The organism is Actinosynnema pretiosum (assembly GCF_002354875.1).
GTDB classification, from domain to species: domain Bacteria; phylum Actinomycetota; class Actinomycetes; order Mycobacteriales; family Pseudonocardiaceae; genus Actinosynnema; species Actinosynnema auranticum.
In genome coordinates, this window is sequence record NZ_CP023445.1 from 2,824,745 (window position 1) to 2,838,014 (window position 13,270).

Below are 13,270 nucleotides of genomic sequence, written 5' to 3' on the forward strand. Positions count from 1 at the left end.
CACCCGACCAGCCGGCCAGGCCGCCCGACTAGGCCACCCGAGACCGCCGCCCGAGACCGCCGCCCGAGACCGCCGCCCGGCCCGGCCCCCGACCTCGCCGTCCGACCTCGCCGTCCGATCCGGCGGCCCGGCCAGGCCACCTGACCTCGCCACCCGACCTCGTCATCCGACCTTGTCACCGGAGACCGCCGCCCGATCCGGCCGCCCGAGACCGCCACCCGACCTCGCCACCCGATCGGGTCGCCCGCCGGGTCAGTCCTCCACCCTGCCTGAAACCCCGCCCCACCAACCTTTCCCCGTGCCCGCTTCCCCACGCCCGCCTCACCCCGTGGAGCCCGCCCATGACCGCCCCCACCCCCGGCGCGCTGCGCGTGCTGCTGGCCTACGCCCGCCCGCACCGGGCCGTCCTGCTGGCCAGCCTCGCCCTGGTCCTCGTCGCCAGCGCCACCGGTCTCGCCCAACCCCTGGTGGCCCGCGACGTCCTGTCCGGTCTCGGCGGCGACGGCGGCGTGCTCGGCCCGGTGCTGCTGCTGGCCGCGCTGGTCGTGGTCGGCGCGCTGCTCACCGGCCTCCAGTCCTGGTGGCAGCAGCGCACCGCCGAGCGCGTCGTGCGCGAGGTCCGCCGCGACCTGGTGCACCGGCTGATCCGGCTGCGCGTCCCCGAGCTGGACCGCCGCCCGCCCGGCGACCTCGCCGCCCGCGTCACCGCCGACAGCACCCTGCTGCAGAACGCCGCCACCGAGGGCCTGGTCATGGTCGCCAACGGCCTGATCACCGCGGTCGGCGCCGTTGTGATCATGGGCGTGCTGCACGCCGGCCTGCTCGCGGTCACCCTGGGCGTGCTGCTGACCGTCGCGCTGCTGCTCCTCGTGGTCCTGCCGCGCATCCGGGCCGCCGTCGCCCGCGCGCAGTCGTCCGTCGGCGCGATCGGCGCGGCCCTGGACCGGGTGCTGGGCGCGGCCCGCACGGTCAAGGCCAACGGCGCCGAGGCCAGGGAGACCGAGCGCGCCAACGCCGCCGTGGAGAGCGCTTACCTGGCCGGGTTGCGCGGGGCCAGGCACGTCGCGGTGGTGAAGGTGCTGACCGGGGTGGCCGTGCAGGGCGCGTTCCTCGCGGTCCTCGGCGTCGGCGGCGCGCTCGTCGCCGCCGGTGGGCTCACCGCGCCGGACCTGATCGCGTTCCTGCTCTACGTCTTCTCGCTGGCCGCGCCGCTCGCCTCGCTCGTCGGCGGGCTCAGCGCGCTCCAGCAGGGGCTCGGCGCGGTCGGCCGCATCCACGAGGTCGCGGCCATGCCGGTGGAGGACGACGTCGACCTGCCGGTGCCCGAGACCACCCGGACCGCGCCGCCCGAGGTGGAGTTCCGCGACGTCGAGTTCGCCCACCCCGGCCGCGCCCGAGCGCTGCGCGGCGTGTCGTTCACCGCCGAACCCGGCGCCCGCACCGCGCTCGTCGGACCGTCCGGCGCGGGCAAGTCCACCTCGTTCGCCCTGCTCCAGCGGTTCGTCGAGCCGGACGCGGGCACGATCCTGCTCGACGGCGTCGACATCACCACCATCCCCAGGGCGCACCTGCGCGCCACGATCGCCCACGTCGAGCAGGACGCCCCCGTGCTCGCCGGGACCCTGCGCGAGAACCTGCTCTACGCCGAGCCGAACGCCACCGACGCCGAGGTCGACCGGGTCCTCAGGGTCACCATGCTCAAGTCCTTCGTGGACGACCTGGAGCACGGCCTGGACACCGAGGTCGGCACGCGCGGCGTCGCGCTGTCCGGCGGCGAGCGGCAGCGCCTGGCCATCGCCCGCGCCCTGCTGCGCCGCCCCGGCGTGCTCCTGCTGGACGAGGCCACCGCCCAGCTCGACGCCCGCAACGAGACCGCCCTGCGCGAGGCCGTCGACCGGGCCGCGCTGGGCTGCACGGTCATCCTCATCGCGCACCGGCTGTCCACGGTCACCGACGCCGAGCGGATCGTGGTGCTGGAGCAGGGGAGGGTCCGGGCCAGCGGCACGCACGCCGAGCTGGTGCGCGGCGACGACCTCTACCGCGAGCTGGCCGCGACCCAGCTCCTGGCCGGGGAGGTGGAAACCGAGGCGGCGGACGCCTCGGAGGTCGGGGTGTCGTGAAGGTGGTGAACCCCTTGGGACACGCCCCTGTGGTTCTTTCCGTACAGCGGATTCGTGGTGCACCATGCGTCGCATGGCTGTCGACGTCGACTGGGCGATCGGTGAAATCGATTCCTTCCTTGAACTGACTGAACTCCATCGCCCGCCTGATCCGTATGGCGTTGTTTTCTTGGGGTCGGAGTTGGCGAACCGGGGACGCCAAGAGGCGATCGTGGCCTCAGCACACGTGGTCGAGCAGATCTTCGGCCGTGTCATGCCTAACTGGCGTACAGAAGTGCCCGCTGATCGGAACCACGATATCAACCGCTGGTGCCAGCACATCGAGGCTGCTCAGCGCGTGCGGACCGCCTTGCTCCGGCAGGTCGAGCTCAGGGAGAAGCTGGGGGATGACGCGCCCCAGTTGGATGCCGCTCGTCTGCACCCCTGGATCTGGGAAGGTGCCCGGTCGCTCTGGCAGAGCGGGCACTACCGGGAGGCCGTGCGCGTGGCGTGCGTCAAGCTCAACGCCGAGACCCAGAACAAGGTCAATCGGCGGGACATCGCGGAGATCGACCTCTTCAACCAGGTGTTCAGCGCGGACCCGCCTCAGCCCGGAAAACCTCGCCTGCACGTCGCCGTCGCCGACGGCTCGAAGACCTTCACGAGCCTGCAGCGCGGTGTCCGTTGCTTCGCCGAGGGCTGCTACGCGGCTATTCGCAATCCGATCAGCCACTCGGTGGGGGATCTCGCCGAGGACGAGGCGCTTGAGCAGCTCGCGGCGCTGAGCGTGCTCGCCCGCTGGGTCGACCAAGCCACGTTGACCACGTGACCCGGTCGCGCGGACGCCGATGACATCTCCAGAAGCACCCCTGGTGTGCCACCCGCAGGAAAAACGCCTGCGGGTGGCACATCACTGGGTCACGCCAGCGCGGTGACCCCGGCGAACGCCTGCCGCAGCGCGGGCAGGTAGCCGTCGCGGTGACCGGCCGGGTTCGGGTGGTACGACTCGTTGATCTTGTCCCACTCCAGGCTGGTCACCCACTTCGTCCCGGTGGAGCACAGGGTGTGCGCGTTGAACACCGGCCGCGCGTCCAGGAACGCGAACCCGGCCTCCGCCGCCCGCGCCGAGATCACCGTCGCGAGCGTGTCGGCGGCCGAGTTCAGCGAGGCGCGCTCGGTGTCGCTGAGCCCGAAGATCCCGCAGTTGCCGCCGATCGTGTACAGCCTCGGGTAGCCGACCACCACGACCCTCGCCGACGGCGCCGCCGCGCGCACCGCCGCGTACAGCCGGGTCAGGTTCGCCGACATGGTCGTGGTGGCGACCTGCTTGGCCTGCTCGACCCGGTTCACGCAGTCCCGGTCGTCCAGGGTGAGGATGCAGGTCACCAGCACGTCGGTGAACCCGATGTCGTTGCCGCCCACCTGCACGCTCACCAGCGTGGTGTCCGGGGTCAGCAGCGGTACCTGGTTCGCCAGCACCTCCGGGACCTCCGCGCCGGAGCAGGCGGCCTCCACGAACGCGGTGCCGGGGTTGGCCGCCGCCCACAGCCGGGGGTAGGACAGCGGGCCGCGGCGGCAGGGGTCGTTGGGGTTGTCGTAGGTGCGTGTGCCGGGACCGGTGGTGTACGAGTCGCCGAGCGCGACGTACTTGCCCGCGGCGGCTTGGGCGGGCGCGGCGAGCAGCGTGCTCGCCAGCAGCGCCAGCAGGACGGGGATCAGGGCCCGAGGTGCGCGCATGGGGGTGGCCTCTCCGGTGAGGAGGGAAGCAGGGGACCTCTCAATGGGTAACAGCGCGCGCTTGTGAGGAATACCCCACAATGTCGTATATGTGGTGAATTTCTTTTGCCGCATTCGACGACGCGCCGGTGACCCGCAGGTGAAGCCTGTTTACACACGGTGGGCGCGGGGTGGAAGCTTGGCGATCCGAGAACGGAGGACGACCATGCGACCGGCCACCGCCGCGTTAGCCGCAACACTGCTCGTCACCGGCCTGGTCACCGCGCCCGGCAACGCTTTCGCCGCGTCGGGCAACGCCGACTACGCCGAGGCCGCGCGCGAGTTCGGGGTCCCGGAGCCGGTGCTCCTCGGCGTCGCCTACCTGGGCTCCCGCTGGGACTCGCACGCCGGTTCGCCCAGCCGCGCGGGCGGCTACGGGCCGATGCACCTCACCGACGCCGTCCCCGCCGAACCGGGGGAGCACCACGACACCGAGGACCCCAGGGGCGACCCGTCCCGGCCGCTGGGCGTCGACGGCCACGCCGACCCCGCCGCCGGGCGCCCCGGCACCCTGGCGCGGGCCGCCGAGCTGACCGACCAGGACCCCGCCCGGCTGCGGGCCGACCGGCGGGAGAACATCCGGGGCGGCGCGGCCCTGCTCGCCTCGCTGCGCGGCGACGCGGGCGAGGACCTCGGCTCCTGGTACGCCGCCGTCGCCCGCTACAGCGGCGCCGACGACGACGCCACCGCCCGCCGCTTCGCCGACGACGTCTACGAGGTCGTCCGCGACGGGGCCACCCGCGTCACCGACACCGGCGACACCACCACCCTGGCCGCGCACCCCGACGTCCGCCCGGACACCGCCGCGCTCGACGCGCTCGGCCTGCCGCAACCGCGCGCGGGCGCCGAGTGCCCCGCCCGGCTCGGCTGCGAGTGGGTGCCCGCGCCGTACGAGAACCACGACCCGAGCGACCCCGGCGCGTACGGCAACCACGACCAGGCGAACCGCCCCAACGACCTGTCGATCGACTACATCGTCATCCACGACACCGAGACCTCGTACGAGCAGACCCTCGACCTCGTCCAGGACCCCACGTACGTCAGCTGGCACTACACGATCCGCTCCCGCGACGGGCACGTCGCCCAGCACGTGGAGAACGCGGACGTCGCCTGGCACGCGGGCAACTGGTTCGTGAACTCGCACGCCATCGGCATCGAGCACGAGGGCTACGCGGCGCAGGGCAGCTGGTACACCGAGGCCATGTACCGCAACTCGGCCCGCCTGGTGCGCTACCTGGCCGACCGGTACGACGTCCCGCTCGACCGCGCGCACATCCTCGGCCACGACAACGTCCCCGGCACCACGCCCGGAACCGTCGCCGGGATGCACTGGGACCCCGGTCCCTACTGGGACTGGTCGCACTACTTCGACCTGCTCGGCGCGCCGCTGCCCACGTGGGGCGCCCCGCACTCCGGCTCCGTCGTGCCCAACCCGGACTTCGCCGCCAACCGGCCGCGCTTCACCGGGTGCGAGAGCGCGGGCGTCGACTGCCCGTCGCGCGGCTCCACCTCGCTGCTGCTGCACACCGAGCCCTCCGACGACGCCCCGCTCGTCGCGGACGTCGGCCTGCGCCCGGACGGCTCGCCCAGCACCCGCGCGGTCAGCGACATCGGGGCCAGGATCGACGCCGGGCAGCGGTTCGCGGTCGCCGAGCGGCGCGACGGGTGGACCGCGATCTGGTACCTCGGGCAGAAGTCCTGGTTCCGCACCCCCGCGCCCCGGCCCGGCCGCCCGTCGGGTCCGGCGCTGGTGGTGACGCCCAAACCGGGCCTGGCCCAGGTCCCCGTCTACGGCCGCGCGTACCCCGAACAGGCGGCGTACGCGGGCACCGGCGTGCCGCCGCAGCCGGTGCTGCCGCTCCAGTACGCGATGCCCGCCGGGCAGCGCTACGCGGTCGGCGACGTCGACCCGCCGGTGGACTACTACTTCGCGCAGACCTGGGACGGGCCGCGCGTGGTGGTCAGCGGGCAGGACCGGTACCACCAGGTCTTCCTCGGGCACCGGGTCGCGTACGTGCGGGCCGCCGACGTGGACCTGAGCCTGGTCTGGTGACCTCACCCGCACGGGTGTAGGGGGTGAACCGGTTGCGCCGAACGGTCTAGCTTCGGCAGACCGGAAATCCCCCTACCCGTGGAGGACGTTGTGGCTCTCTCCAGCAGACTGGCCGCCCCGGCGGCGCTGGCACTGGCGCTGACCGCGCTGGCGCCGCTCGGGGCCGCCCAGGCCGACGCCGGGTGGACGCACCGCCGAGCCGACCTCGTGGGCGCCGACGTGGTGCCCGGACCCGGCGACGAGGACGGCGACGGCAGCGCGAAGCTGCGCCTGCGCGACGACTCCGCCGAGGGCGAGCTGTGCGCGACGGTGAACCTGCGCCGCGTGCTGCCGCCCACCGACGTCCAGCTGCGGCGGGGCGCGGAGGGGCGGAACGGGCCGCTGCTGCTGTCGCTGGAGCCGCCGCGCGGGGAGGCGCTGTTCACCCGCTGCTTCACCCTGGACGTCGAGCTGGTGCGCGAGATCGAGGACTTCCCGGAGCGCTTCCACGTCACCGTCCACGACGAGGACTTCCCCGACGGCGCGCTGCGCGGCCAACTGCGCTCCGGCGTCTGACCTCGGTGCGGTAATCCATTCAGTCGCAATGGATGTACACCTGAAGGTGTCACCACGTAGCCCTCCGCTGCTTGCTACGGTCCGAATTGCCGGCGCCACCAGCGGCGCCGTCCTCGCTAGCGGTGGCGGCCCCGGCCGTCGCCCTCCGGTTGGGGGTGCGGTGGTACCGAGGAGCAGGTTCGCGGTCGTCGGTGTTCTCCTGCTGCTGCTGGGGTTGGGCGCCGCGCCCACCGCCTCGGCGGCGTCCGGGTTCGCGGCCCAGGCCAGGGCGTCGGGGCTGAGCGCGCAGCAGAGCACCCGCTTGCAGGACGAGGTGGACGGCTACCTGGCCCGGTGGGGCGGCAGACAGGTGGCGCCGAACCGGGTCGAGCGCGACGGGGCGGTGCTGACCGTCGTGGTGCCCGGCGAGGAGCGCTCGCGGTCGCTGGCGGGGCAGGTCGACCACTGCCGCAACGGGTGGGTCGACTTCGGCTGGTTCTGCGCCTACGAGCGCGAGGACGGCCAGGGCTCCAGCCTCGCCCTGTACTCCTGCGCGTGGCAGCACGTCCCGTGGTTGAGCGTCGGCTCCTGGCAGGACAACCAGACCCCCGGCACCCGCTCGACCATGTACTTCGTCGGCGGCTCCAGCTGGCACATGCCCGCCGCGCCCTCGTGGCAGCGGTACGGGGTGGTGTGGGGGATCGTCACCGGCGTGCGGAACTGCTGAGCGGAAATCTTTCGGCCCGAGGTGTCGTGCCCGGCGGTGCGGCGGCGACCTCGTGGTGGACTGCCGCACGGGTGGTCCGCCACGAGGAGGCCGAACGGTGAAGTACCTCATCATGATGCAGATCGACTCGGCGGTGCTGGAGCAGCTCACCGAGGAGCAGCAGCGGGAGATCCAGGAGGGGCACGCCGCGTTCATGGCCGAGACCAAGGCCAGCGGCGAGTTCGTCGGCACCCAGGCGCTGGCCGACCGGAGCCGGTCCAAGGTGATCCGCGCGGGCGTCGACGGGCCCGAGGTGACGGACGGCCCGTTCGCCGAGAGCAAGGAGTTCCTGGGCGGCTACTACCTGGTCGACGTCGAGGACGAGGCCAGGGCCGTCGAGCTGGCCAAGCGCATCCCGGACGCGCGCGTCCCCGGCCTGGCCCTCGAACTGCGCCCGGTGATGTTCTCCGACTTCGGGGACGCGTGAGCGCCGGAACCCCGGTGGCCGAGGGCCTGTGGCGCGACCTCGCGCCGCGGGCCCTCGCGGCCCTGCTGCGCGCGCACGGCCGCGCCGGGTTCGACCTGTGCGAGGACGCCGTCCAGGAGGCGCTGCTCCAGGCGCACCGCCAGTGGCCCGAGCGCTTCCCCGACGACCCGCTGGCCTGGCTCGTCGCGGTGGCCCGCCGCCGGTACGCCGACCACGCGCGCGGGGACGCCAGGCGGCGCTCGCGCGAGGCGCGCGCGGCCCTGCTCGCCCCGGAGCCGCCGCGGGCCGGGCAGGACGACGACTCGCTGCTGGTGCTCCTGATGTGCTGCCACCCCGGCCTGCCCCGCTCTGGCCAGGTCGCGCTGACCCTCAGGGCGGTGGCCGGGCTGAGCACCGCGCGGATCGCGAACGTCTACCAGCTGCCCGAGCCGACCATCGCCCAGCGGATCACCCGCGCCAAGCGCAAGGTCGCCGAGCTCGGCCTGCCGCAGCCGGGGCCCGCCGACGAGCGGGTGACCCCGGTGCTGGACGTGCTGTACGTGATGTTCACCGAGGCGCACCACACCACCACCGGCGCGCCGCCCCGCGACGCCGACCTCGCGGCCGAGGCGATCCGCCTGGCCAGGCTGCTGCTGCGCGCCGTGCCGTCGTCGGCCGAGGTCGCCGGGCTGCTGGCGCTGATGCTGCTCACCGAGGCCAGGCACCCGGCGCGCGTCGGCCCGGACGGCGCCCTGGTGCCGCTGGACGAGCAGGACCGCGCGCTCTGGGACCGGGACCTGATCGGGGAGGGCGCCGCGCTGGTCGAGCGCGCGGTCCGGGGCGCCCGGCCCGGCCCGTACCTGCTCCAGGCGTGCGTCGCGGCGCTGCACGCCGAGGCGCGCAGCGCGGAGGCGACCGACTGGGGCGAGGTGCTGGCGCTGTACCGGGTGCTGGAGGCGGTGACCGGGCGGGGGAACCCGACGATCACCCTCAACCGGGTGGTGGCGCAGGCGGTGGTGGACGGGAGCGCGGTCGCGCTGGGCGAGCTGGACGCGCTCGCGGCCGAGCACCCGCGGCTGCCCCGGCTCGACGCCGTGCGGGCCCACCTGCTGGAGCAGTCCGGGCGCGCGGGGGAGGCGGCGGACGCGTACCGGCGGGCCATCGCGGTGACCACGAACCTCGCCGAGCAGCGGCACCTCAGGCGGCGGTTGCTCGGGGTGGCCGCGGAGGCGACTGCGGAGGGGGCTACTTCTTGACCCCGTAGAGCTGGGTCAGCCCCGTCCAGTCGCTCAGCGCGAGCAGCCGCTTCTCGGTGTTGCACGGGGCGTTGTTCGGGCTCATCGTCGCGGTCGGGTTCGCGGACTGGCTCACGTGCGCCAGGCCCAGCGTGTGCAGGCGCTCGTGGGTCATCGTGGACTGGAGGTCGAACGCGTTGGCGCAGTTCGCCGGGATGGTCGTGAACCAGGTGTTGGCGGTGTTGATCAGCGTGTCCGACGCGATCACGACCCCGGTGCTGCGGTAGTACGTGCAGGTCATCGCCAGGATGCTGCCGGGCATCGCGCCCCACGAGGTGACCGACTTGCCGTCGTTGCCCCGGCAGCGCCCGTACGAGTCGACCTGCGCGGACAGCTTGGTGGTCTCGCCCGCGTAGCTCTGCTGCGCGGCGGCGGTCCCGGTCTTGCCGCAGCGGTTCGCGCCCGAGGCCGCGTTGCCGGTCGCGGCGGTGATCGCGGCGAGCGCGGTGGACTTCACGCTGCCGGGCGCGGCGCCGCCGTTGTAGTACCAGGTGTACGCGGCGCTCAGCTTCCACGCCTGGCGCTCGTACCCGGCCTCGGTGCACGCCACCGAACCGGACGTGGTCAGCTTCCGGCCCGCCAGGATCGCCTCGGCGGCCACGAGCACCGTCTCCCGCGCGGGGACCAGCGCGAGCGGCGCGGCGGCGAGCGCCACCAGCGCGCCGACGAGGGCCTTGTGGATGATCCGCATCTGACTGGTCCTCCGCGCGTTCGCCGTGCCGACGGCGACAACGTTCGGATCCGCCGGGTGCGCGCGGGGTCCCGGTTCGGGTGCGGAACAGGTTTTCCCGAACGGGCGGTCCGGTCTTCGGGAAGCCGAAGGTGGTGGTATTCAGCGGCGTGTCCGGCCCTCCTCTAAACACGTGCGCGGGAGCACGTGATCCCGCGCGCTACGCCGTGCCGCCCGCGTCCGCGCTGGGCCACACCCCACACCCCCTGCGCCCGTCGCGACACAAGGCGCGTGCGGCACGGCCCTGCAGGTCGACTGCGCGCGGTCACAGGTCGACCCCTTCGAGTGACGACTTTTCCAAGTCACCTCGAATAACCTGGGTGGCGGCCCCGGCGACCGCGCCGCGCGGCCTCACGCGATCTCGAGGGGGACATCGCCGTGCGAACCACCACCCGCAGCGCCGCGGCACTCGTGCTGGCCGCGCTGACCAGTTGTGCGCTCACCGCCGCACCCGCCACCGCCGTACCCGCCACTGCCGCACCCGCCACTGCCGCGCCGTCCGCGCCCGGATCGACCCGCGCCGAGGGGGAGTGGTCGTTCGTGGACGACTACTGGAACCGGAGCGAGTGCGAGGACGCGGGCAAGCGGGGCCAGGAGGTCGGGGCCTGGAAGCGCTACCTGTGCTCCGAGGGCTGGCTCGACTGGGACCTGTACGTCATCTACTGACCGCGCCACCGACCACCGACCACCTGCCACCTGCCACCGACCACCTGCCACCTGCCACCGACCACCTGCCACCTGCCACCGACCACCTGCCACCGACCACCGGCCACCTGCCACCGACCACCGGCCACCTGCCACCGACCACCTGCCACCTGCCACCGACCACCGGCCACCTGCCACCGACCACCGGCCACCTGCCACCGACCACCGGCCACCTGCCACCGACCACCGGCCACCTGCCACCGACCACCTGCCACCTGCCACCGACCACCGGCCACCTGCCACCGACCACCGGCCACCTGCCACCGGCCACCGGCCACCTGCCACCGGCCACCGGCCACCGGCCACCTGCCACCGGCCACCGGCCACCGGCCACCGGCCACCTGCCACCGGCCACCGGCCACCTGCCACCTGCCACCGGCCACCGCACCGGCCACCGGCCACCTGCCACCGGCCACCGGCCACCTGCCACCGGCCACCTGCCACCGGCCACCTGCCACCGACCACCGGCCACCTGCCACCGGCCACCGGCCACCGGCCACCTGCCACCGGCCACCTGCCACCGACCACCGGCCACCTGCCACCGGCCACCGGCCACCTGCCACCGGCCACCGGCCACCGGCCACCGACCATTGGCCACCGACCACCTGCCACCTGCCACCGACCACCGACCACCGGCCATTGGCCGCCGGCCGCCGGCCACCTGCCATCGGCCACCGACCACCTGCCACCTGCTCCGGGACGCGGTGCCCGCCACGCGAGCGCCGCGCCCCGGCGTGCCCGGAACCGGGAGGCGGCGCTGGGCAAGGGCCCCGCGCCGCCTCCCGGTGTGCGGGGGGATCGGGGCACGCGCCGGCCAGGGCCCGTGCCGTGTCCCGGTGCGCCGGGCATCGGGCGCGGCGCTGGTCAGGGGGCCCGCCCCGCCGCCCCGCCGCGCGCCTTGGCCGGGTCGCGCGCCTAGAACGGGAAGCCCGGCACCGCTCGCCGGGCCGTCACCCACTGCGTCTCGGTGAACGCCTCCGAGTTCGCCGCCACCCCGCCGACCCGCCCGAACCCGGACGCCCCGACCCCGCCGAACGGCGCGTTCGCGTCGTCGTTGAACGTCTGGTCGTTCACGTGCACCGCCCCGCTCGGCACCAGGTCGGCCAGCGCGAGCCCGGCCGCCACGTCCCCGGTCACCACGCCCAGGCTCAGCCCGTGCTCGCTGTCCGCCGCCAGCCGCACCGCCTCCGCCACGTCCCGGAACGGCCGCACGCACGCCACCGGCCCGAACACCTCCTCCCGGTAGGCGGGCGTCGAGTCCGCGCAGCCCGCCAGCACGGTCGGCCGGTGGAACAGCCCGTCGCGCCCGCCGCCCGCCACCACCCGCGCGCCCGACGCGACGCTGCGCGAGACCAGGTCGGCGACCCGGTCCGCCTGCCGCGCGTCGATCAGCGGCCCCAGCTCGACCTCGTCCCGGTGCCCGTCGCCGACCCGCAACCCCTCCGCCCGCCCGGCCAGCAGCTCCACGTACTCGTCGTACCGGGACTCGTGCACCAGGTGCCTGCCGACCGCCATGCACACCTGCCCGGCGTGCACGAAGCTCCCGAACGCCCCGCACGCCGCCGCCTGCGCCGGGTCGGCGTCGGCCAGCACCACCAGCGCGCTGTTCCCGCCCAGCTCCAGCACCGACCTGGTCAGCGCGCGCGCCGCCCGCGCCCCCACCTCGCGCCCGGCCGCCGTCGACCCGGTGAACGACACCACCCGCACCGCCGGGTGGTCCACCACCGCCTCGCCGACCTCGCGCCCGCCGGGAAGCACGTGCAGCACCCCCTCGGGCAGCCCGGCCTCCTGGAGCACCCGCGCGAGCACCACCCCGCCGGACACCGCCGTGCGCGGGTCGGGCTTGAGCAGCACCGCGTTGCCCAGCGCGAGCGCGGGCGCCACCGACCGGATCGCCAGGACCAGCGGGAAGTTGAACGGGGAGATCACCGACACCACCCCCGAGGGCACCCGCCGCCGCACGCTCAGCCTCGGCGCGGGCGAGTGCAGCAGCTCGCCGTGCGGGGCGGTGGCCAGCGCCGCGGCCTCCAGGCACTCGGCGACCGCCGCCGACACCTCCACCCCGGCCTTGAACCGGGTCGACCCGGCCTCCCGCACCACCCACCCGGCGATCTCGTCCGAGTGCTCCTCGAACAGCGCCGCCGCCCGGCGCAGCACCGCGGCCCGCTCGAACCCCCCTAACCCGGCCCACGCCCGCCCGGCGCCCGCCGCCACGTCCCCGGCCCGCGCGACCTCCCCGACCCCGGCGACCCCGACCTCGCCCAACCGCTCACCGGTCGCGGGCTCCACCACCGGCCGCGCCTCCGAGGGGACCCACTCCCCGGTGAACAACCGCCCCGCCCACTCCGCTCCGTCCAGCAGACCCATCGCAGCCTCCTCGCACTCACCCCGTCGTGCTCCGGATTCCCCGATCGTGGCGGACCCAAAGGCGCAGCGACAGCCCTCCGGACGGCGGGCGGACCAGGGCGCGAACCGCCCGCGAACAAGGCTCCGGCCGCCGCGCGGACCACGGCCCTGAGCGCGTGCGGACGACGGCGCGGGTGGCGTGCGGGCCATGGCCTTGGACGCGGGCGGACCAGGGCGCGAGCCGCCCGCGAACACGGCTCCGGCCGCCGCGCGGACCACGGCGCTGACCGCCTGCGGATCACGGTGCGGGTGGTGTGCGGGCCATGGTTCCGGCCGCTGGCGGACCACGGCCCTGCCCGCGTGCGGGCCACGGCGCTGGCAGCCTCCGGATCACGACCCCGGCCGCCTGCGGACCCCCACTGGCCGCCTGCGGACCCCCACTGGCCGCCTGCGGACCCCCACTGGCCGCCTGCGGACCACCCTGCTGGCAGCACACGGCCCCCCACTGGCAGCGCGCGGATCACCCCGCTGGCGGCGCGCGGCCCGCCTCGCGAGCAGCG

General features: G+C 74.7%; 11 protein-coding genes. 8 read left to right on the plus strand and 3 right to left on the minus strand.

From position 1 onward, the window contains the following. Nucleotides 1–341: 341 nt before the first annotated feature. Both CNX65_RS12660 and CNX65_RS12665 read left to right on the plus strand, forming a co-directional pair. Nucleotides 342–2,120: an ABC transporter ATP-binding protein gene (locus tag CNX65_RS12660; protein ID WP_096492964.1), complete on the plus strand. Its 1,779-nt coding sequence runs from the start codon at nucleotides 342–344 to the stop codon at nucleotides 2,118–2,120. 73 nt (nucleotides 2,121–2,193) lie between these two features. Further along, on the plus strand, nucleotides 2,194–2,928 hold the full coding sequence (locus CNX65_RS12665) for a TIGR02391 family protein (RefSeq protein ID WP_096492965.1): 735 nt from the start codon (nucleotides 2,194–2,196) through the stop codon (nucleotides 2,926–2,928). 89 nt (nucleotides 2,929–3,017) lie between these two features. Here CNX65_RS12665 and CNX65_RS12670 read toward each other — a convergent pair whose 3' ends face one another. Then, a complete protein-coding gene (locus CNX65_RS12670) occupies nucleotides 3,018–3,836 on the minus strand; it encodes an SGNH/GDSL hydrolase family protein (RefSeq protein WP_096492966.1) in 819 nt (272 codons plus the stop codon). A gap of 205 nt (nucleotides 3,837–4,041) precedes the next feature. Between CNX65_RS12670 and CNX65_RS12675 the strand changes: the two genes are divergently transcribed. From CNX65_RS12675 to CNX65_RS12695, 5 genes are all read left to right on the plus strand, one after another. Further along, on the plus strand, nucleotides 4,042–5,928 hold the full coding sequence (locus tag CNX65_RS12675) for a peptidoglycan recognition protein family protein (RefSeq protein WP_096492967.1): 1,887 nt from the start codon (nucleotides 4,042–4,044) through the stop codon (nucleotides 5,926–5,928). A 90-nt stretch (nucleotides 5,929–6,018) separates the two neighbouring features. Next, nucleotides 6,019–6,483: a CHRD domain-containing protein gene (locus CNX65_RS12680; protein ID WP_157767616.1), complete on the plus strand. Its 465-nt coding sequence runs from the start codon at nucleotides 6,019–6,021 to the stop codon at nucleotides 6,481–6,483. Between the two features lie 160 nt (nucleotides 6,484–6,643). Then, nucleotides 6,644–7,189: a hypothetical protein gene (locus CNX65_RS12685; protein WP_096492969.1), complete on the plus strand. Its 546-nt coding sequence runs from the start codon at nucleotides 6,644–6,646 to the stop codon at nucleotides 7,187–7,189. A 97-nt stretch (nucleotides 7,190–7,286) separates the two neighbouring features. After that, nucleotides 7,287–7,655: a YciI family protein gene (locus tag CNX65_RS12690; RefSeq protein ID WP_096492970.1), complete on the plus strand. Its 369-nt coding sequence runs from the start codon at nucleotides 7,287–7,289 to the stop codon at nucleotides 7,653–7,655. Beyond that, nucleotides 7,652–8,890, plus strand: coding sequence for an RNA polymerase sigma factor (locus CNX65_RS12695; RefSeq protein WP_232519803.1), 1,239 nt, complete (start codon nucleotides 7,652–7,654; stop codon nucleotides 8,888–8,890). The genes CNX65_RS12690 and CNX65_RS12695 overlap by 4 nt, the downstream gene beginning before the upstream one ends. Here the strand turns inward: CNX65_RS12695 and CNX65_RS12700 are convergent. Continuing rightward, nucleotides 8,880–9,620 carry a matrixin family metalloprotease gene (locus tag CNX65_RS12700; RefSeq protein WP_096492971.1) on the minus strand — a complete coding sequence of 247 codons (741 nt, stop codon included), beginning with the start codon at nucleotides 9,618–9,620 and terminating at the stop codon, nucleotides 8,880–8,882. The two genes, CNX65_RS12695 and CNX65_RS12700, sit on opposite strands and share 11 nt — an antisense overlap. Before the next feature lie 417 nt (nucleotides 9,621–10,037). Here CNX65_RS12700 and CNX65_RS35290 point away from each other — a divergent pair, with 417 nt between their 5' ends. Further along, nucleotides 10,038–10,325, plus strand: a complete 288-nt coding sequence (locus CNX65_RS35290; RefSeq protein ID WP_157767617.1) for a hypothetical protein — start codon at nucleotides 10,038–10,040, stop codon at nucleotides 10,323–10,325. 954 nt (nucleotides 10,326–11,279) lie between these two features. Here the strand turns inward: CNX65_RS35290 and CNX65_RS12715 are convergent. After that, nucleotides 11,280–12,731 (minus strand): aldehyde dehydrogenase family protein, encoded by a 1,452-nt coding sequence (locus CNX65_RS12715; protein ID WP_096492972.1) that lies wholly within the window; start codon nucleotides 12,729–12,731, stop codon nucleotides 11,280–11,282. Nucleotides 12,732–13,270: the final 539 nt, after the last annotated feature.